The 19,585-nt window shown below is 60.5% G+C and carries 23 protein-coding genes and 1 riboswitch; of the genes, 12 read left to right on the top strand and 11 right to left on the bottom strand.

The genetic code is table 11. The features are described 5' to 3' along the window. Window positions 1-63 precede the first annotated feature (63 nt). Genes Q1K31_RS02730 through Q1K31_RS02720 form a run of 3 tightly spaced genes read left to right on the top strand, consistent with a single transcriptional unit; the run spans window position 64 to window position 1,580 of the window. Window positions 64-606, top strand: coding sequence for a hypothetical protein (locus Q1K31_RS02730; protein WP_300376439.1), 543 nt, complete (start codon window positions 64-66; stop codon window positions 604-606). 12 nt (window positions 607-618) lie between these two features. After that, window positions 619-1,206, top strand: coding sequence for an ATPase (locus Q1K31_RS02725; RefSeq protein ID WP_300376437.1), 588 nt, complete (start codon window positions 619-621; stop codon window positions 1,204-1,206). A gap of 44 nt (window positions 1,207-1,250) precedes the next feature. Next, a complete protein-coding gene (locus Q1K31_RS02720) occupies window positions 1,251-1,580 on the top strand; it encodes an SMR family transporter (RefSeq protein ID WP_367187502.1) in 330 nt (109 codons plus the stop codon). A gap of 28 nt (window positions 1,581-1,608) precedes the next feature. On the opposite strand, the gene Q1K31_RS02715 is transcribed toward Q1K31_RS02720, so the two are convergent. The 7 genes from Q1K31_RS02715 to Q1K31_RS02685 all read right to left on the bottom strand — a co-directional run bounded on the left by Q1K31_RS02715 (window position 1,609) and on the right by Q1K31_RS02685 (window position 9,837). Then, window positions 1,609-1,956: a hypothetical protein gene (locus Q1K31_RS02715; RefSeq protein WP_300376434.1), complete on the bottom strand. Its 348-nt coding sequence runs from the start codon at window positions 1,954-1,956 to the stop codon at window positions 1,609-1,611. A gap of 191 nt (window positions 1,957-2,147) precedes the next feature. Next, entirely contained in the window at window positions 2,148-3,719 is a 1,572-nt protein-coding gene (gene gcvPB, locus Q1K31_RS02710; protein ID WP_367187501.1) for an aminomethyl-transferring glycine dehydrogenase subunit GcvPB, read from the bottom strand. A 1-nt stretch (window position 3,720) separates the two neighbouring features. Continuing rightward, window positions 3,721-5,064: an aminomethyl-transferring glycine dehydrogenase subunit GcvPA gene (gcvPA, locus tag Q1K31_RS02705; RefSeq protein WP_300376430.1), complete on the bottom strand. Its 1,344-nt coding sequence runs from the start codon at window positions 5,062-5,064 to the stop codon at window positions 3,721-3,723. A 145-nt stretch (window positions 5,065-5,209) separates the two neighbouring features. Further along, on the bottom strand, window positions 5,210-5,605 hold the full coding sequence (gene gcvH / locus Q1K31_RS02700; RefSeq protein ID WP_300376428.1) for a glycine cleavage system protein GcvH: 396 nt from the start codon (window positions 5,603-5,605) through the stop codon (window positions 5,210-5,212). A gap of 12 nt (window positions 5,606-5,617) precedes the next feature. Beyond that, entirely contained in the window at window positions 5,618-6,775 is a 1,158-nt protein-coding gene (gcvT, locus tag Q1K31_RS02695) for a glycine cleavage system aminomethyltransferase GcvT (protein WP_300376426.1), read from the bottom strand. Window positions 6,776-6,959: 184 nt separating this feature from the next. Next, window positions 6,960-7,051: riboswitch (glycine riboswitch) on the bottom strand. Between the two features lie 88 nt (window positions 7,052-7,139). Beyond that, entirely contained in the window at window positions 7,140-8,420 is a 1,281-nt protein-coding gene (locus Q1K31_RS02690; protein WP_300376424.1) for a VWA domain-containing protein, read from the bottom strand. Between the two features lie 106 nt (window positions 8,421-8,526). Beyond that, window positions 8,527-9,837, bottom strand: coding sequence for an acyl-CoA dehydrogenase family protein (locus Q1K31_RS02685; protein ID WP_300376422.1), 1,311 nt, complete (start codon window positions 9,835-9,837; stop codon window positions 8,527-8,529). Window positions 9,838-10,090: 253 nt separating this feature from the next. On the opposite strand from Q1K31_RS02685, the gene Q1K31_RS02680 reads away from it, so the two are divergent. The 5 genes from Q1K31_RS02680 to Q1K31_RS02660 all read left to right on the top strand — a co-directional run bounded on the left by Q1K31_RS02680 (window position 10,091) and on the right by Q1K31_RS02660 (window position 12,761). Then, window positions 10,091-10,393 (top strand): hypothetical protein, encoded by a 303-nt coding sequence (locus tag Q1K31_RS02680; RefSeq protein WP_300376420.1) that lies wholly within the window; start codon window positions 10,091-10,093, stop codon window positions 10,391-10,393. Window positions 10,394-10,539: 146 nt separating this feature from the next. Beyond that, window positions 10,540-11,436: a haloalkane dehalogenase gene (locus Q1K31_RS02675; protein WP_367187514.1), complete on the top strand. Its 897-nt coding sequence runs from the start codon at window positions 10,540-10,542 to the stop codon at window positions 11,434-11,436. Window positions 11,437-11,506: 70 nt separating this feature from the next. Then, the gene (locus Q1K31_RS02670; protein WP_300376416.1) at window positions 11,507-11,890 is read left to right on the top strand and encodes a DUF6152 family protein; all 384 of its coding nucleotides are present in this window, start codon (window positions 11,507-11,509) and stop codon (window positions 11,888-11,890) included. A gap of 12 nt (window positions 11,891-11,902) precedes the next feature. Then, window positions 11,903-12,367, top strand: a complete 465-nt coding sequence (locus Q1K31_RS02665) for a DUF2214 domain-containing protein (protein WP_300376414.1) — start codon at window positions 11,903-11,905, stop codon at window positions 12,365-12,367. Window position 12,368: 1 nt separating this feature from the next. Next, window positions 12,369-12,761 carry a hypothetical protein gene (locus Q1K31_RS02660; protein ID WP_300376412.1) on the top strand — a complete coding sequence of 131 codons (393 nt, stop codon included), beginning with the start codon at window positions 12,369-12,371 and terminating at the stop codon, window positions 12,759-12,761. 6 nt (window positions 12,762-12,767) lie between these two features. Here Q1K31_RS02660 and Q1K31_RS02655 read toward each other — a convergent pair whose 3' ends face one another. The 3 genes from Q1K31_RS02655 to Q1K31_RS02645 all read right to left on the bottom strand — a co-directional run bounded on the left by Q1K31_RS02655 (window position 12,768) and on the right by Q1K31_RS02645 (window position 14,447). Next, window positions 12,768-13,415: a cation transporter gene (locus Q1K31_RS02655; protein WP_300376410.1), complete on the bottom strand. Its 648-nt coding sequence runs from the start codon at window positions 13,413-13,415 to the stop codon at window positions 12,768-12,770. Between the two features lie 116 nt (window positions 13,416-13,531). After that, a complete protein-coding gene (locus Q1K31_RS02650; RefSeq protein ID WP_300376408.1) occupies window positions 13,532-14,038 on the bottom strand; it encodes a DinB family protein in 507 nt (168 codons plus the stop codon). A gap of 37 nt (window positions 14,039-14,075) precedes the next feature. After that, window positions 14,076-14,447, bottom strand: a complete 372-nt coding sequence (locus tag Q1K31_RS02645; protein WP_300376406.1) for a DUF4112 domain-containing protein — start codon at window positions 14,445-14,447, stop codon at window positions 14,076-14,078. 159 nt (window positions 14,448-14,606) lie between these two features. Between Q1K31_RS02645 and Q1K31_RS02640 the strand changes: the two genes are divergently transcribed. The 3 genes from Q1K31_RS02640 to Q1K31_RS02630 all read left to right on the top strand — a co-directional run bounded on the left by Q1K31_RS02640 (window position 14,607) and on the right by Q1K31_RS02630 (window position 17,149). Further along, a complete protein-coding gene (locus tag Q1K31_RS02640; protein ID WP_300376404.1) occupies window positions 14,607-15,815 on the top strand; it encodes an acetyl-CoA C-acyltransferase in 1,209 nt (402 codons plus the stop codon). Window positions 15,816-16,014: 199 nt separating this feature from the next. After that, a complete protein-coding gene (locus Q1K31_RS02635) occupies window positions 16,015-16,344 on the top strand; it encodes a hypothetical protein (RefSeq protein WP_300376402.1) in 330 nt (109 codons plus the stop codon). A 112-nt stretch (window positions 16,345-16,456) separates the two neighbouring features. Further along, on the top strand, window positions 16,457-17,149 hold the full coding sequence (locus Q1K31_RS02630) for a TlpA disulfide reductase family protein (RefSeq protein WP_300376400.1): 693 nt from the start codon (window positions 16,457-16,459) through the stop codon (window positions 17,147-17,149). Here the strand turns inward: Q1K31_RS02630 and Q1K31_RS02625 are convergent. Continuing rightward, on the bottom strand, window positions 17,146-17,940 hold the full coding sequence (locus tag Q1K31_RS02625) for a sterol desaturase family protein (protein ID WP_300376398.1): 795 nt from the start codon (window positions 17,938-17,940) through the stop codon (window positions 17,146-17,148). The two genes, Q1K31_RS02630 and Q1K31_RS02625, sit on opposite strands and share 4 nt — an antisense overlap. Window positions 17,941-18,168: 228 nt before the next feature. Between Q1K31_RS02625 and Q1K31_RS02620 the strand changes: the two genes are divergently transcribed. Further along, window positions 18,169-19,569, top strand: coding sequence for a hypothetical protein (locus Q1K31_RS02620; RefSeq protein ID WP_300376396.1), 1,401 nt, complete (start codon window positions 18,169-18,171; stop codon window positions 19,567-19,569). Window positions 19,570-19,585 lie beyond the last annotated feature (16 nt).

Below are 19,585 nucleotides of genomic sequence, written 5' to 3'. Positions count from 1 at the left end.
GCCCTTGCGAGGGCTGACGGGCCAGCCCCTATTTTTTCGATCCCGGCTGAACAAGGTCACACCATGACGTTCCTGTCGCTAGCTGCTCCGGCTGCAAACGGCGAAGCTGCCGGAAGCGCCGCCTTCCCGCCCTTCGATCCGTGGCATTTCCCGTCCCAGCTCTTCTGGCTGGTGATCCTTTTCGGCGGGCTCTATATCGCCCTGTCGCGTTTCGTGCTTCCGAAACTCGGTGGTGTCATCGAGAAACGTGGCGATACCATCGCCGACGCCCTCGACGATGCGGCCCGTCTCGACGAGCAGGCCAAGGAAGCCAAGAAACAGCAGGAACAACACCTCGCTGAAGCGCGCGCCAAGGCTCGCGAAACCGCAGACAAGGCCCGCGCCAAGGTCGAGGCGGAGATCGCTGAAGAAACACAGAAGGTCGATGCCGACCTTTCCACGCGTCTCGATGAAGCCGAGGCCCGGATCCAGAAGGTTCGCGCCGAAGCCCTGTCCAATGTCGACTCCATTGCCGCGGACACGACGCAGGTCATGCTCGCCCGGTTTGGTGTCAGCGTCAGCGATGCCGAGGCCAAGAAAGCCGTCGAGCAGGCTACGAAAGGCTAGGAGAGCACGATCATGATCAAGCAATCTCTTCCGCTTGCCACTGCACTTGTCGCTGCCCCGGCTGCGTTTGCTGCCGAAGCAGGCCACGAAGGCGGCACCGGCTTCTACAACATCATTGCGCCCTTCGTGGACACGACAACCAATGTCGCTTTCCTGGCGCTCGTCGTCTTCCTGGCGATCGTCTTCTTCATGGGCGGCTTCAAGTTCGTCGGTAAGTCTCTCGACAACCGTGCCGAGGATATCCAGAAGCAGCTCGACGAATCCCGCGCCCTGCGTGAGGAAGCTGCTGCCATGCTGGCCGAGGCCGAACGCAAGCAGAAAGAAGCCGACCAGACAGCCGACAACATGATCAAGCAGGCCAAGGCCGATGCCAAGCTGATGGTTGAGCAGGCCCGCAAGGATCTTCAGGAAAAGGTCGCCCGCCGCGAAGCCCAGGCCGAGGCTCGTATCGCCCGTGCCGAGGACGAGGCTGCCGAGGACGTCCGCCGGGCCGCTGCCGATGCAGCCACGCGCGCCAGCAAGAGCATCATCGCAGGCTCTGGCAAGAAGGGCGAACTGTTCACCAACGCCCTCGACGAGATCGAGAAGTCGCTGAACTAGACCGTCTGGCCCAAGTCGGATCGCAGGATACAGGTTTTAGGGTGATGCCTTACGTTTATCTGACGGTTGCCATCTTGGCGGAAGTCATTGGTACGACATTTCTGAAACTATCGGACGGCTTCACGAAACCCGGGCCATCTATTGCGACTGCCGTTGGATATGCAGTCTCGTTCTACTTTCTTTCGCTGACGCTTCAGGCGATACCGACAGGGATTGCCTATGCGGTCTGGTCCGGGCTCGGCATTGTCCTGATCTCCGTGATAGCCTGGCTGTTTCTTGGCCAGAGGCTTGATGCAGGTGCCTTCGCCGGTATGGCGCTTATTCTGGCCGGCGTGCTCGTGATCAATCTCTTTTCCAAGGTCACGTCTTACTGAGCAGCTCTCTCGTGAGCTGCCTCCTCGCCTAGTCTTTCTCCCGACCAAAAACGAGCCGCATGAGCCAGTTGGGCGCGAACCTTTCGAGCCGCGGGTTACGCGCCAGCATCCCTTCCATCCAGCGCTTGCCCCATATCGCATTCCGTCCGAGCAGGATGACACCGACAATGGCCAGCGGCAGGCCAATCGGCAGGATCGGCGTCACGAAGGCAATCGGAATGGCGACCGCAATCAGGATAATACCAAGTATAGCCAGGCAAAGCCGGATGAATGCACGCAGCCCTGTCGTCACACGCGTCAGGGGAACCCGGCGCGGTCTCGCACTCTCTGTATGGGGCTCGCGCTCGTAGCGCTCTATATCTGGAGGAGTCAGCATTCCGGGTACTTGGTGGCGTCTTGAAAGTCTTAGGGGTGAAATGCCCGAATAGGACTGGTCCAGGCGGTCTCTGGTAAATAACGGGCATGACCTGTCCGGGTTGCGGAGCACTGGACAGGCACCATAAATAAAAACGTCCCGGCGCTATAAAAGACCGGGACGTAATTTATTATCCGTAATCTACAGCTGCCCTATTCGGCCGCGATTTTCTCCGGCTCTGGCTTGTACCAGCGCAGCACCGGTTTACGGGCTGCCTGCGTCTCATCCAGCCGGCGCATCGGGGCCAGATAAGGCGCCCCCTTCAGGCTTTCGTCGCCTGCTTTTGCGCGCTCTGCAATGGCTTCCAGCGAATCGCAGAAACGGTCCAGCTCCGCCCGGCTCTCCGTTTCCGTCGGTTCGATCAGCATGGCGCCATGCACGACCAGCGGGAAGTACATGGTCATCGGATGATAGCCCTCATCGATCAGCGCCTTGGAGATATCGAGCGTGCCAACATTGTCTGCCGTGAAGGCGTCCGAGAACAGCGCCTCGTGCATGCAATAGCCATCAAAGGCCGGCGTCATCACCGTCTTCATGCGCGCCTGGATATAGTTGGCGTTCAGAACGGCATCCTCGGCGGCCTGCTTCAGGCCATCCGCACCGTGGCTCAGCATGTAGGTCAGCGCACGGGTGAACATGCCCATCTGGCCATGGAAGGCGCAGAGGCGGCCAAACGCTTCCTCGCCTTCACCCTCAGCTTCCTCGACCAGCTTGTAGCCGTCCTCGTCATGGATCACGAACGGCACCGGCGCATAATCGGCCAGCGCATCCGAAAGCACGGTCGGGCCAGCGCCCGGTCCGCCACCGCCATGCGGGGTCGAGAAGGTCTTGTGCAGGTTGATGTGCATGGCATCAATGCCGAGGTCGCCCGGACGCACACGGCCCATGATGGCGTTGAAGTTCGCCCCGTCACAATAGAAATAGCCGCCTGCCTGATGGATCAGCTCGGCAATCTCGCGGATGTCGGTTTCAAACAGCCCGCATGTATTCGGGTTGGTCAGCATGATGCCGGCAATGTCGTCAGAGGTTTCCAGCTTCGCCTTGAAATCCTCCATGTCGACCCGGCCACGCTTGTCAGCCTTGATCTCGTCGACCTTGAAGCCGCACTGCACTGCCGTTGCCGGGTTCGTGCCGTGGGCCGAAGCCGGGACCAGGACGCGCGTGCGCGTTTCGATCTCGCCGCGGGCGATGATCGCCCGGCGGATCGCCATCATGCCGCAAAACTCGCCATGTGCCCCGGCTTTCGGGCTCATCGCGACGGCTGGCATACCGGTCAGTTTCTTCAGCCAGCCGGCCAGCTGATCGATCAGCTCAAGCGCGCCCTGCACGGTGTATTGCGGCTGAAGCGGGTGAATGTCGGCAAAGCCCGGCATCCGCGCGACCTTCTCATTCAGCCGCGGATTGTGCTTCATCGTGCAGCTGCCGAGCGGGAACAGGCCAAGGTCGATGGCATAGTTCTTCTGCGACAGGCGCACATAGTGGCGCATCGTCTCGGGCTCGGAGAGGCCCGGCAGTTCAGTGGAACGCTTGCGCGCCACCCCGCCAAGCCGGTTCTTGAGGCCCTTCGGGGCAGGCAGGTCAACGCCAGTCTTGTTGGTGCAGCCTGTCTCGAAGATCAGGTCTTCGTGCTGCATCAGCCCGCGCGATCCGGAAACAGTCTGGATGTCGCTCATGGTCTCACCTCCTGAAGGTGTGGTGGGGCGTCCGGTGGAGTTCATGGTCATCTTAGAGAACCTCCTTCAGCGCTTGCGCGTAGGCGGCGATGTCGTCCTCGGTCGTGCACTCGGTCGCACACGCGATGATCACGTCATCCATGCCCTTGCCGGGGAACAGCCGCGAGGCGCGCACACCGCCGATCACGTCCTTTTCGTCGAGCTGGGCGAGCACCGCCTCGGCATTGCCGGGTACGCGGAACGCAAACTCATTGAAGAAACGCGGGCTGAGAATTTCCACGCCATCGACGCCTTCCAGCGCATCGGCAAGCTGGCAGGCCGCTTCATGGTTGAGTTCGGCAAGCTGGGTCAGCCCCTTGTCGCCGAGCAGTGTCATGTGCGCGGTGAAAGCAAGCGTACAGAGCCCGGCATTCGTGCAGATATTCGAGGTCGCCTTGTCGCGGCGAATATGCTGCTCGCGTGTCGATAGCGTCAGCACGAAACCACGCTGGCCATCGGCATCCTCGGTCTCACCACAGAGACGACCCGGCATCTGGCGCATATTCTTCTTTGTCGTCGCAAACAGGCCGACATACGGCCCGCCAAAGTTCAGCGGATTGCCGATGGACTGGCCTTCGCCGACCGCGATGTCCGCGCCCATCTCGCCGGGCGGGGTGACCATGCCGAGCGAGACGGTCTCGGTGAAGACCGACACCATCAGCGCGCCTTGCTCATGGGCGGCTTCGGAGACCGGCGAAAGATCCGTAACCGTGCCGAACACGTTCGGACTCTGCCCGATCACGCAGGACGTCTTGTCGTCGACGGCATCCTTGAGAGCGAGTTCGTCATCGATACCGGGTTTCAGCTGCACCACCTCGATGCCCTGCGCCTCGCAGACGGTGCGCGTGGCGGCGGCATAATGCGGGTGTAGACCACCCGACAGCACAACCCGGCGCCGCTTGGTCACGCGGCAGGCCATGATCGCGGCTTCCGCACAGGCGGTCGAGCCATCATACATGGACGCATTCGCCACATCCATCGCCGTCAGCGCGGCGACCTGGCTCTGGAATTCGAAAAGCGACTGCAGCGTGCCCTGCGCGATTTCCGGCTGGTAGGGTGTATAGGTCGTCAGGAATTCAGACCGCTGGATAATGTGGTCCACAGTGGCCGGGACGTGGTGCTTGTATGCCCCGCACCCGGCAAAGAAACGGCCCTCGGATGCGGTACGGTTCTTGCCCGCCAGCGCCGCCATGTGGCGCTCGACAGCCAGTTCGCCCTGATGATCTGGCAGGCCCTCGATCGTCCCGTCCAGGCGCGCAGCCTCAGGTACGTCGGTATAGAACTCGTCGACCGATTTCGCCCCGATCGTGGCCAGCATGGCCTTGCGGTCTTCAGGTGTCAGCGGCAGGTATCTCATCTCTCACGCTCCTGTGCGCTCTTTCGGGCGTCATCCCGGCCGCCGCGAAGCGGAGAACCGGGACCCAGATCTGTCTGGCGCCCCTTCTTCATCATGGGTCCCGGACCGTCTCTGCGGGCCGTACGGGATGACGAGACTTTCGCCTCTACGCCTCGCCCTTGCAGAATTCGAAGTAGGCATCCTTGTCCATCAGGCCTTCGGTCTCCGCGCCATCGGAGAACTTGATGACACAGAACCAGCCTTCGCTTTCGGGATGCTCATTGACCTTTTCCGGTGCGTCGGCGAGCTCGCCATTCGTATCGACGACTTCGCCGCTCATTGGCGCATAGACGTCGGAAGCCGCCTTCACGCTTTCGACCACGGCGAGATCATCGCCCTTCTTCACAGTCTTGCCGACTTCCGGGGTCTCGACGAAAACAACATCGCCAAGCTGCTCGGCAGCATATTTCGTGATGCCGACCGTAGCCATATCGCCATGGACAGTGACCCACTCATGGTCTTCGGTGTAGAATGTGACTTGCTGGGTAAATTGTTCGGTCATCTGGCTAGATCCTCAACGTTTGTAGTTCTGTTCGACAAAAGGAAGCGCGGCGACTTCGCCGGCGCGCGGCTTGCCCCTCACCATGAGTTCAACTTGTGTGCCCGGCTTGGCGAGATCGGCGCGGACATATCCCATCGCGACAGGCCCCTCGACCGTCGGGCCGAAACCGCCCGAGGTGATCACGCCCACCTTCTCGCCATTCACGTGAATTTCAGTGCCCTCGCGGGCCGGGGCGCGCTCCAGCGGGCGGATGCCGACACGCTTCTCCGCCGGGCCATCGGCCAGCGCTTTGAGAATGGCGTCTGCCCCCGGGAAATCGGCGCGTTCGCGGCGGGACTTCTGGATGACCCATTGCAGGTCCGCCTCGACCGGATTGCGGGACTGGTCCATGTCATGGCCATAGAGACAAAGCCCGGCTTCCAGGCGCAAACTGTCACGCGCGCCAAGGCCGATGGGCTTCACACGCTCATCCCTGATCAGCTTGGCGGCAAGCTCCTCTCCAGCGGCAGCCGGAATGTGAATCTCGAACCCGTCTTCGCCAGTGTAACCGCAGCGGCTGACCGTACAGGCAGTGCCCTGCCATTCGGCCTGCATGCAGCGCATAAAGCCAAGGTCATCACATCCCGGAATTTCGCTCTTCAGCACATCAACCGCTTCCGGTCCCTGCAGTGCCATCAGGACATGGCCTTCATCGGCGCGTTCCAGCACGGCACGTCCAGCTAGCTTTTCCTCGAAGACGGCCCAGTCCTGGTCCTTCACTGCACCATTGACGACGATATAGAGCCGCCCGTTCTGGCGCGCGTCCGGCAGGCGGGTAATGATGAGGTCATCCATGATGCCCCCCTGCCCGTTCAGCAGAACCGTCAGCCGGGCCTGGCCGGGCTTCAGCGTGGAAATGGCGCTCGGCACCAGGTCCTCAATCAATGAAGCAATCTTCTTGTGGGCCTCCTCGTCCTCACTCACACCTTCGGCGAGCGTCAGGAAGCACGGCCCCATATGCGAGACATCGAACAGCCCGGCATGTTCGCGCGTCCAGAGATGTTCAGGCTTTACGCCCTCGAACTGGACCGGCATTTCATAGCCCGCAAACGGCACCATCTTGCCGCCAAGCGAAACATGCAGTCCGTGAAGGGCTGTCTTTTTGAGATCGTCTGAAGTCTGGTCTGCCATGGCGCCCTTTTTACGGTTGACGGCCACGAACCCTCGATAAAATCGAGGAAATGGCCGCCCCCGCTGTCTCGGCGCCTGAGAGATTCCGTCCCTGCATCATCCCTCGGAGGGAAAGGCAGGACTTGCTCCTTCGGCGAGGCCAGATACCGGTTTGACCCTGCATCCGCCTCTTTCCAGCGTGTGGTCTCTCTCCCGGTCCTTTTGCCTGAGCGTTTCCGGGGCGGTTGCGCCTTCGGCGGCGGGACAAGTCAGCCCGCTCTCTCCCGGGGAGGAGGTGTTTCTGGCACAACACCTATTCCGGAATCACCTTCCCGGCAAGCCGGAGTCTGGCATATGGCTGCGAGAATCGCGGTCTTCCGTCTTTCTATTTCGTTAGGGAGAGGTTGGTCAGCTGGCTGGCAATCGCCTTATAGGCATCGGCCAGTTCCTCGCCATTCTCCGCCTCGAAATAGCGCTCCGTACTGCCCGCACAGTTCTCGAGCGTCTTCTTCGCGCTCCAGGGGGCCTCGAATGCAACGGAGTAGACCAGTATGCCCTTGTCGCGCATCTCCTGGCACAGCTGCTTTGCCTGCATGTCGCTGGTGCCCTGCAGCCATTCATACTGCGTATTGAACCGGCCATCCGTCATCAGCACGACGGCTTTCTTGGTATTCGCCTCATCATAAGCGAGCGGTCTGGATTCGGTCGGCCAGATATCATCCCATTCCGGCGAGATAAGGTACCAGGCCCAGGCGACACCGAGATGGCCGGCCGTGTTTCCTTCCGCCTTGAGCTTGGCGATACTGGATTTCAGCGTGCCACGATGGGACGTCAGGGGCGTGACAGACGTATTTGGACAAGCCCCTGCCTTCTCACCAACCCAGGCATCGTCACCGGGCGCTGCATCTGTCCATTTTTCATAGCCGCTGCGCTCGGAAACACAGGTATTGGCAGACTTCTTTCCCTTCTTGTCCTTTTTACCCTTCTTGCCCTTCTTGTCGTCGTCATCATCGTCGTCGTCATCGTCATCATCGTCGTCTTCTTCGGTGCGGCCGGTTACACGGGCGGCATAGTCACCTGCATTCAGAGACGTCGCGTAAGTGTTGAGGGCGATGCGCACACGGTCACCCGTCGAATCCGTAATAAGAATGTCGATTGCATCGCGCGCGGCATCCTGCAGGTCCTTGAGCTTGCTGCCGCCCATCGAACCGGACACATCCAGCATGAAGGCAACATCCAGCCTGGTGATTGCCGCACGCGCCGTTGCCTGCTCACTGATGGTCACGCTGTCGATCTTCATAAGGCCTGCGAACGTCGTCTCGAAGGCGCAGTCCGCAGCGGCATTCACCCGCCCGTCATCACGCAGGATGGTTATCTTGGCGGCGTCGCAGCTGACATCCTTGTGGCCTGTCAGCAGGTTTGCGGTAAAGGCATCGCGCGCCACTTCCGTGATTTCCGCATCGGTCGCGCCAGCATTTTCAAGCGTCTTGGCGCCCGCAAGGGCGGCAGCATCGAGCGCCGCCTGGAGGCGATGGTCATTGGACACAGTCCGCTGCATGTCGATCGCGATACCTGCCACGATGAGAATGGCGACCACCATGATTGCGAATATAACGGCAACCGTGCCGCCTTCGCTGTCCCGAAGCTGCCCAAAACTGTTTCGCATAACCTGTCCCGTGTCCCGCAACGAGCCATACCCGGCTCTTTCGCGGGATGGGAGCAAGCTATGTGCCAAATTCGCGTAAAGGGCGAATTATAGACAAGGATGAAATTTAACGCACCGCGAAGTCGAATGGCTCGAACCTGTTCTTGCCCTTGTTGGGGCCCATGAAGCCGAACAGGTGACCTGCCACCTTGCGCATCTGGATTTCTTCGGAGCCTTCCGTAATCCGGTAACGGCGGTGGTGACGGTAGATATGCTCGAACGGCTTGTGGCGCGAATACCCCATCCCGCCATGCACCTGCATCGCCCGGTCGGCGGCATCGCAGCAAAGCCGGTTGGCGTAATAGTTACACATGGAAACCTTGTCTGAGAGATAGATCGCGACATCCGGTTTTGACATCTGGTCAATTTCCCAAGCCGTCTTGAAGATCAGCAGGCGCAGCATTTCAGCCTGCGTAGCCAGCTCCACCAGCGGGAACTGTATCGCCTGGTTGTGGGCCAGCGCCTTGCCGAACGGGCGGCGTTCATTGGCGTAATTGATCGCTTCGGTGATGCAGTACATCGCCGCCCCGCACGAACTTGCCGCCTGGCGGATACGGTTCTCGTGAACGAAGTGCTGAGCAAGCGCCAGTCCGCCTTCCGGCGGGCCGAACACGGCGTCCTCCGGCACCCACAGGTCCTTGATGTAGAACCGGGCATGGTCGGTCGGCATGTTGAACGTCCACATATACTCGTCGATCTCGATCGCCGGGTCCTGTGCGGGCGTGATCAGGCAGGTAATCCCTTTCGCGTCCCCGTCCTCGCCGGATGTGCGACAGAACATCATGATGTGCGTGGCCGCGTGCATGCCGGTGATCCACATCTTGGACCCGTTGATCAGCCAGCCATCCCTGCCGTCTTTCTTGTGCCTGACAGCACGGGTTTCCATGTGCGTCGCATCTGACCCGTGATCCGGCTCGGTGAGGCCGAAGCAGGCCTTGAACTCGCCTTTCAGCGCCGCATCCGCGAGATGCTTCTGATCGTCGCGCGCAAAGTCCCGCAGCATCAGGATCTGCGGGAAATTGCCAACGATGGAATGCTCGTTCTGCAGGTCATTGTGCAAGCCCAGCCCCTTGCGCGCGAAATGCTCGCGAATGACAGCCATGCCGAGATTGGTGCCATCCTGCCCGCCAAACTCCTTTGGCAGCGCATAACGCAAATGCCCGGCCTCATCGGCGAGCTTCCTGGCCTTGCCAAGCAACGCTTCCCATTCAGGGCGCGGCAGACCGTCATTATCGAAATCTGTCCGTGCCCATTCGCGGCGGTGATCGAAGAAGCGGATATTGTCATCGGCCTCTTCAAGCGGCTTGATCTTGTCCTCGATAAACTTGTCGAGCACGTCGAGATAATCGGCAAGTTCCTGCGGAATATTGAAATCCATGAGCGGCCTCCCGGTCCTTTTCTGGGTCTTTGAGGGGCAGGATACCGGGCCAGAGCGTCGCATCAATCAGCGCCGTTGCGTCAAGCCAGCCGTCTTTTTTCAAGCGCCGCCTGGCCCCTACTCAGGGTTTGCGCCAGGCGGACGAAATTCTTTTAGTGAACGGTTGACAAATTATTCAGCTTTCATAAAGTCCCTGGAGCAGCCCAAAACAGATACCGCTGCTCACTGATTTGCTGCTTGAAGGATTCCTCCCATGCTTCGTACCCTCTCACTTACTGCCGCGTTCACCGCGATCGCAATGCCCGCCGCTGCCGGGACAATGTTTACCGCCGAGCTGACCAGGCCCGTCGCCGCGAACGAAAGCGTAGTGGCTGCAAAAGCCATCTGGAACTGCAATGAAACCACCTGCGTCGCTGAGCTCGGCCGTCGCACGGTGACCGTCCGTACATGCAAGAAAGTCGCCTCGGAAGTTGGCGTACTCGCAGCCTTCAGCAATGACCGGGAAAGCCTCTCAGAGGATGACCTGGCCAAATGCAACGAGGCTGCCAAGGACTAAATGAACTTTCATCTCACTCTCTGAACACTTTGGCCGTCCTTTATCATTAAGGGCGGCTTTTTTTGTCCAGGCCGCGCGCATTGCCCGATTATGATTGCCGCGAACAGTCACAGACAGCATTATGGCTTCAGGACATGGAGGCCCTTATGGACGCCCTGCGCACCCCCGATGAACGGTTTGAGAACCTGCCTGGCTATGACTTCGCCCCGCATTACGTCGACAACCTGAACGGCTATGAGGGCCTGCGCGTCCACTATATCGACGAAGGCCCGAAAGACGCAGACCGTGTCTTCCTCTGCCTGCACGGCCAGCCGACATGGGCCTATCTCTACCGCAAGATGATCCCGGTCTTCCTGGAGTGCGGAGCCCGCGTCATCGCACCGGACTGGCTGGGGTTCGGCCGTTCCGACAAGCCGGTCGAGGACAGCGTCTATACCTTCAATTTCCACCGAGACATGATGATCGAGCTCATCATCCGGCTCGACCTCAGGAACATCACACTGGTCTGTCAGGACTGGGGCGGCCTTCTGGGCCTGACCATCGCGCCCGACATGCCGGACCGGTTTCCCCGCCTGCTTGTCATGAACACGACCATCGCGACAGGCGAAAGCCCCGGCGAGGGTTTTGATAACTGGCGCGCCTTCAACAGGTCGCAGCCCGATCTCGATGTGGCCGGCCTGATGAAACGCGCAAGCCCGGTTCTGAGCGAGGCTGAAGCGCAAGCCTACAGCGCCCCTTTCCCAGACCAGTCCTACAAGGCCGGTGTGCGCCGCTTCCCTGAGCTGGTCATGACATCACCTGACATGGAGGGTGTTGATGTGTCCGAACGCGCCATGCGCTTCTGGTCGCAGCGCTGGGAAGGCAAGAGCTTCATGGCCATCGGCATGCAGGACCCCGTGCTCGGCCCGCCCGTGATGGACGGCCTGCGCCAGACCATCCGGAACTGCCCTCAGCCGATGAAAGTCGAGGATGGCGGCCATTTCGTTCAGGAATGGGGAGATGACATCGCCCGTGCCGCCCTGAAGCACTGGGGTGATCTGTAGGATCGCAACACGGGAACCGCGCCGTCCGGCACCGCGTTCTATCCAGAACGCAATCAAGGGAAATTATCCGATGGCCCGTTTCAATTCCGCCCGTTTCCGCGCCCTTGGCGCTGCCACACTGCTCGCCGCCGCAACTGCCGGCACAGCGCTCGCCCATCACGGCTGGTCATGGACAACAGGTGGGAACATCGACCTTACCGGCACCGTGAAAGAAGCCGACCTTGGCAATCCGCATGGGGTTCTCAAGGTTGATGTCGACGGCGAGACCTGGACCGTCGAAGTCGGCCAGCCTTGGCGTAATGAGCGCGCTGGCCTGAGCGATGCCGACTATGCACCTGGCAATGAGCTCCGTTTCATCGGGGAACCCTCCGACAAGGAAGATGAACGCCTGATGAAGGCTGAGCGGGTATTTATCGGTGATGAGGAACACGCCCTCTACCCGGACCGCGACTGATCGCTCTTCACCTTGAACGAGCTTTTCGAACTGATCTCTCAGGCCTCTTTCGCGGAGTATCTACGTGATGCCCGATGGGGCTATGCAGCGGTCAACACAGCCCATGTCCTGGGCATCAGCCTGCTCGTTGGCACTATTACAGCTCTTGATCTGCGGCTGATCGGGGTCTGGAAAGATGTCCCGCTCGCCCCGCTGACGCGCATACTTCCGCAGGTGGCAATGGCCGGGCTTGCACTCGCCGTGTTGACCGGTTTTCTCCTGTTTTCCATCCGCCCTGCCGACTATGCGGCCAATGCCGCTTTCAGGGTGAAGATCATACTTGTCTGTATCGGCACACTGGTGGCGCTCTGTGCGCATGGGCTTGGCGTGCTTCATCGCGGCAGCGCCGGCGCGCAGAAAGCTCTGGGTGCCATGTCGCTCGGCTGCTGGGTTTCAGCGCTGATTTGCGGCCGCCTGATTGCTTTTACGGGGGACTGACATGAACGGCGTCTTTTCCAGCTTCATGGCCGATGCCGGGGCCCAACCGGACTGGGTCGTGACATGGATGAGCTTCATGGTCGCCGTCCTCGCCTTGTCGGTGCCTTTCGCCCTGGTCCGGCGAGAAGCGCTCGCCGTCGCTCTCGTCATGGCCGTTACAATCCCGGTCGTGCTCTGGATGTACACCATCTTCGGCTATTCGCGGATTCTCGGGCTGTCGCATGTCATTCTCTGGACACCCCTCGTCGTCTGGCTCCTGTCGCGTCGACAACACTGGTTCGCGGGAGCACCTCTCTCTGGCACATGGGTCGCGCTCTGCACGCTCGTGCTGATCATATCGCTCGGCTTCGACTATACAGACACAATCCGCTGGCTGCTGGGCGAACGGGGCTAATAAGCCCTACTCCGCCTGCACCGGCGTCATATTTTCTTCCGGCACTTCACGAAGCTCCCGGCGCGCATCGCGGATGATCGCCCATGCCCCCTGAAGGGCAAGTCCCGCCATTATCGTGGCGACGATGATGTCCGGCCAGCCGGTGCCGGAGCCGAATACACCGAAGGCCGCCGCCACGACAGCCATGTTGGCGAGCACGTCATTGCGTGAACATATCCAGACAGAGCGCATGTTTGCGTCCCCCTCGCGCCAGGCGAACAGGAGGCCGAGACAGGCCACATTTGCAATCAGCGCAAGCGCACCGATCGCACTCATCGTGCCCCACGCGGGCACTGTGCCGTTGAGCGCATGCCAGACCACACTTCCAGTCACGAACAGGCCGAACAGGCCCATCGATGCCCCCTTGATAAGCGCCGCGACGGCACGCCAACGCAACGCCATGCCCAGAACGAAGAGACTGATGCCGTAGTTTGCAGCATCGGCGAAGAAATCAAGCGCGTCGGCTTGAAGGGCCACCGATCCGGCGGTCAGACCCGCGACCAGCTCGACACCGAACATCACCGTGTTGATGACCAGAACCGTCCATAAAACGAGACGATATCGCCCGCTAACGGGCGTCTTTGGGCTACAGGTATCGTCAGAACAACAGGTCATGAGCTTGTCAGGTCTTGAAACGTTACCCGCAGATAGGTTTCAGAAAGCGATTCTGCAATTTCACCGGTATAATCGAGACCACCACCACACCATGTCTGCACCGCCCTCAGACCGCTTCAGGCGTCGTCCGTCATGAGGAAAAGATCGGTATCCTCGGGCGAAACTCCGGCAGATGTCAGCATGGCATGAACCTGCCCCCTATGATGGGTCTGGTGATTGAAGATGTGCGTAACCAGCAGCCAGACCGGTTTGCTCACTTCGGCCTGTGCCGCGCCGGAAAACCATTTCAGATCAGCCGATAAGGCCTTTCGATCAAGGCTCTGCGCCCATTCGATGATGGTCCGGTCCATCTTCTGGCGCGCCTCCATCATGGGCAACCAGTCGGGGTAGAGCCGCACAGAAGTCTTGATCCCCCCACCCGGCGCTTCGCAGGCCCCGAAGCGCGACAGCCAGATACGGTCAGCCCACAGGATGTGGGACAGCGTCTCGTGGACCGAGCTGAAGTATGCCCCCTTGTCTTCACGTCGTTCAGCATCGGTCAAAGCATCTGCAGCCTTGAAAATACTGCTGTTCTGCCAGCGATTGTACCGCGCCATGAGGCGCGCATGCTCCGGCGAAATCATGGCCCCACTCCTTATTTCCGCATCGGTATTCTATGCATCAGGTACCGTCCGGACCAGCCTCGTTTTGACGTAGATGACTTTTGTCGAGATGCTTCTGGAGCAGCTGCGCGTTCTTGAGATTGGCCCTGTGCGCAAAGTCGAAGATATCGCCGACCAGCGGTATCGCGCCGAGCACCGTATCGACCGCCAGATTCCATAACATCTTCAACAACATGAGCTTGGGGGCACCTTCCCTGTGGGCGCGGGCAACAATGTAAAGCCCCAGTCCGCCCGTGATGGCGTCGCCAATCCCCGGAATGAGACCGATCACCCCGTCCATCCCGAACCGCAACTGCGTGCCCGGCAGGCGGAATTCCGAATCCAGGAACTTCGCCAGGCGGTCGATATCTGCGGGTTGTCTTTCCTGCATGTCCAGCTCCCTGTTGCCTCGAAAACAAAGCCTGGCGGGCCTGTCGGTTCCGCTCACGCGGGATTGTACGAAACGCCGCAGATATGGGGCTAGCGCATTCGCTTTACCGCGATTAGGGTGCGCTGCAACAAGATCAAACACTCTTGGAGGAGACCTGAAATGAGAGAAGCAGTCATCGTATCCACCGCGCGCACGCCGCTGACAAAGGCCGGCCGGGGCGCAATGAACGACACGCACGGCATCACCATGGCCGGCCATGCCATCAAGGGCGCCATGGAGCGCGCAGGCGTCGACCCGAAAGAGGTCGAGGACGTGTTTCTCGGCGCAGCACAGCCTGAAGGTGCAACCGGTCACAACGTTGCCCGCAACGCCGCGCTCTGGGCCGGCTGCCCGTCCTCCACGGCTGGCGCAACCATCAACCGCTTCTGCTCATCCGGTCTTCAGGCCATTGCCAATGCCGCCCACACCGTGACCAATGAAGGTGCCCCCATCGCCATCGGTGGCGGCGTTGAAAGCCTGTCACTGGTTTCACGCTCGGGCCACATGAACACCCACCGCTACACCGAAGACAAGCTGATGGCCGAATGGCCGGCGATCTGGATGACCATGATCGAGACGGCAGAAATCGTGGCCGACCGTTATGGCGTCACCCGCGAAGCCCAGGACATGTACTCCGCCGAAAGCCAGAAGCGCACGGCCAACTTCCAGGAAAAGGGCTGGATGGCCGAGGAGATCGTGCCGCTCAAGACCCGCATGAAGCTGGTCAACAAGGAAACCGGCGAAGAGACCTATCAGGATGTCACCGCCGACCGTGACGACTGTAACCGCCCCGGCACGACCTATGAGACACTGGCTGGCCTGAAGCCGGTCTTCTCCGGTGGCCAGCAGGTCAAGGAAGGCAAGTATGTCACCGCTGGCAACGCCTCCCAGCTCTCCGACGGCGCAGCCGCCGTTGTCGTCATGGAGGCCGAAGAAGCCAAGAAGCGTAATATCGAGCCGCTCGGCCGCTTCGTCGGCTTCAATGTTGCCGGCTGCGACCCGGACGAAATGGGTATCGGCCCGGTCTTTGCCGTTCCGCGCCTGCTCGAGCGTCACGGCCTGAAGGTCGACGACATCGACCTTTGGGAACTGAACGAAGCCTTCGCTTCGCAGTGCCTGTACTCGCGTGACCGTCTCGGCATCGATCCGGAGAAGTACAACGTCAATGGCGGCTCCATCTCCATCGGTCACCCCTTCGGCATGACAGGTGCCCGCTGCACCGGCTCCATCCTGCTGGAAGGCCAGCGCCGCGGTGCAAAGTGGGGCGTCGTGACCATGTGCGTCGGTGGCGGCATGGGCGCAGCAGGCCTTTTCGAGATTTACAGCTAGGCTCACCCACACCTGAATATGAAGCCCCCGTTCCTGCCCGAACGGGGGTTTTTTATTTGCATGGATATGAGTAACGCGCGGCGCGTTACGGCGCGAAGACCTCTCATCGAAAATAAATCTACCTGATGTTTGAGATTTTCAGTGAGACCATGTAGACTTTTTCATAAGCAACTATTCTGAACCACAAGGGGAAACTTTCATGAAACTGATTTTTGGCACGACGGGGGTCCTTGCGCTTGGCCTGATGGCATCTGCCTGCACCACAGGACAGACCGGCAGCACCGCTACGCTCTCCAATGGTCAGAAAGTGGCCCAGATCAGGGAGGAAGTGCGTCAGGACCTGATCCAGCAAGGCCTCGACCCCGACGAGGAAGTCTGCAAGCGGGTCGAGCAGATGGGTTCCGTGATCCCCAAGAATACATGCGCGACGCGCGCCATGTGGGCCGCCAAGACCCGCGCGAGCCAGGAAGGCACCCGCGACATCCAGAACAATGCCCTTCGCACACGCGATCCCCGCGCAGGCGGCTGATTTGCACTCCGTGCCTTAGAGCAGGAAAGCCCCGGTCTTTGCGCCGGGGCTTTTTTCTTGCCAGCATCACCTTACCTGCCTCTGAGAACATGTTCTCGGAGGAATAATCATAATGCGCACACTGATCGCCGCTGCCACATTTGCTCTCACCGCCGCCTGCAGCAGTGGAAGCGCGCCCGGCGAGGGCGCCGGCGAGAGCGCAACAGGCTTCATCACACCTGGTGCCAGCGTGCCCGAAACCGCCGAACGCGATGAAAATGGCGTCCCGCGCGACGATTATGGCCGTCCCTACGACTATATGTATCTCGGCCGCGAGATACCGGCCTTCGACGGCACCATGGAAGCTGGCCCACTCTTCTCGACACGAGAGCTGGAAAACCAGTGGACAATCATCGATGTCTGGGGAATCTGGTGCGGCGACTGCATGCGCGATGCCCCCTATGTGGCTGAACTCTGGGAAGAAGTGAAAGGCATGGAAGATCTCAGCTTCCTGTCGATCCACACGCCGCCAAATGCCAAGCGGGTCGATGAAGCGTATGGCCGTTACGGCTCGGTCGAAGCCTATTTCGAGGAGAAAGGCTACAATTACCCCACGCTCGTCGATGAGGATGCCTCGATCCGCGAGACGCTCGCCATCGAATGGACGCCGAGCTATCTGCTTGTTGCGCCGGACCTGACCGTTCAGGGCTTCCGCTCAGACCTCTCCGCAGTGGAGGCAGATGACCCCGTCGCTGCCTTCCTTGAAGATATCGCCGAGGTCCGCGCCAGTTACGATACGGACGCGCCCCGGCCTGTCGAGGACTAGCGCCGACCCGTGCGCAGCGGCTGTACAAGCAGTGGCAACGGCCCCTGGTCTTCTGCGCTGCGCCAGTCTTCCTGCCCGATCGTCATAGCGTCATGGCCAGCATCCGGCTGTGCCTTGTAGAGCCGGAACAGCCGGTCCCACACCGACAGGCAAAACCCGAAATTGCGGTTTGCTTCCATACGTGTCGTGGAATGGTGCACGCGGTGCATGTCCGGTGTGACGACAAGCAGACGCAACAGCCTGTCAGCCGGTTGCGGCAGGGCCCAGTTGGCATGGTTGAACTGCGCGAATGCGTTCAGCGCCACTTCGAAGATGAACGCCGCCCAGGCCGGAATACCGAAGACAAGCACCACCCCCGCCTTCCAGGCGAGAGAAACGATGATTTCGGCCGGGTGGAAACGCAGCGCCGTGACAACATCAATATGCGGGTCGGCATGATGCACCCGGTGCATGCGCCACAGGACAGGCACGTGATGCATGGCGAAATGCTGCGCCCAGACCCCGAGATCGAGGATCAGGAAAGACAGGATACCGACTGCGACCAGCGGCAGGTCCACGATATTGAACAGGCCAAGCCCCTGCCCGTCGGCCCAGATCGCCAGACCAGCCAGTCCTGCCGGGACGGCAAGACGCCCCAGGACGGCCCCCGTCACAAAAAGCACCGCTGCTCCGGGCCAGCGCTGGCGCCGGGACAGGGTTGGCCTCCTGCGGGGATAGCGCCACTCCAGTATGGCCAGCATGACAAACACGCCGAGAAAGACGCCCGCCCGGATCAGGAGTTCTGTATTCATCCGGCTTCGGCCTCCTCTGCCACTGGCGGTCTTCTACAGGTAGTATGACGCTGCCGGGGAGAAAGTCATGGCCCTGTAATCGGCTCTGCGCGCTGTCTTCCATGGCAGCAGGCTTACCGGGACCTGACCGCATTTTCATGAAAACTCACGGATAGCGGGCTTTGATAATTCCGATGCCTGGCGTTAACGTGCCGGGTTACCGGCAACTTTCACGGATCCTGGACCCGCATGATGCTTCATCCATCGACGCAAAAGCTGATCGACCGTCTCGCCACCATGTCGGCGCAGAACAAGATCGAATGGACGGAAAACGAGAATGGCGACGTCATTTTCGCCACCGAGGGCTATATCGTTCGTGTGTCGGAAGAGCCGCCGCAGATGGTACTCGGGACCGAAGGCGGGAAGGTTCTCGAGGATGCCACCCCCGACATGCTCCGCGCGACCCCGCAAAAGGATGGCGGATCGAATTATGCAGACCTTGTCTCCACGCTGATCCGCAATGCACGCCGCACGGCCCGGGGAACGGAAGAAGCAATCAGCACGCTTCTGGCCGGCCTGGCCGACGCCCCGGCGCCCACCCCGCCGAAAACGGGCATCCCTGACCGCAAGTCAACGCATGCAGGCTTTTCCTATGATGAGGACGACAGCGACATTGCTGATGAAGCTGACGACACCGAAGATGAGGATGAGGCTGATGCGGCGATGTTCTATGATGCGCCGGTAGAAGGCGACATTGAAGACGCACTTGACGCGGATACAGATGATGCACCCCAGCGCGGTGCAGACACGCTTTCCGAGACCGGAACATCCGGGAACACACTGGACGATATGGAGATGCCGCAACCGGCCTACACGGTTGCTCCTGGAGACTCTGCGACGCTCCCCGAAGCGCCAGACGCAACCGCACCGGAGGCTGCTGCGCCCCTGCCCGACGAAGAGGCCGAAGCCCAGGCGGATGAGGCCGATACGTTCCAGTACGTTCCCTTCCCCTATGGCAAGGCACCGGAACCGGCCGAAGCTGCGTCCCGCCCGAAGGAAACGCCGGAAACGCAAGCCCCGCTGGCTGCCGATACCGCACCAGCGCCGCGCTATGTGCCTTTCGGTGCAGGCGGGCTGGAAACGGCTGGAGCTGAAGCCTCCGCAGAAGAGTCCGCCGATGCGCCTGCATCGTCATCTGATGAGTCGCAGCTCGGCGCAGCCGCGACCATGATGACCCTGCCGGATACGGAAGCAGAAGAAAAAGAGGCTGGGCCAGACGCAGACGGCGTCAGCCTGAGCCAGCTCGGTGCCGGGCACGGCTTTGGCAGTCCTGCCGGCGGCTACCGGCCGGCTGAAAGCGTTAGTAAGGCATCCGCCTTCATCGATGCGACCACAGACACATCCCGGGAAGCCCGTGAGGCTCCCACCGTATCCGTCCCTGACATCACCAACCTCAAGGCCGACGCACTGAATGAGGATGTGCACTCCTATGTCGGAACACAGCTCCCCCAGAATCCAAGTGATGAAGTGTCGCCGAACGCTGCGTCTGCATCCTCCAAAAACGAAGAGGCCGGGGACGACGAAGACGATACGTCTGCATCAGGAAGTGAACGACCGCGCCCGAAAACACGGTTCAATCCCTGGACCTGATTTCGTCGGGCAGTCC

The organism is Henriciella sp., assembly GCF_029936995.1.
Classification (GTDB): Bacteria; Pseudomonadota; Alphaproteobacteria; order Caulobacterales; family Hyphomonadaceae; genus Henriciella.
Note: the sequence above shows the minus strand (reverse complement) of the source record. Positions and strands in the feature narration are given on the sequence as shown.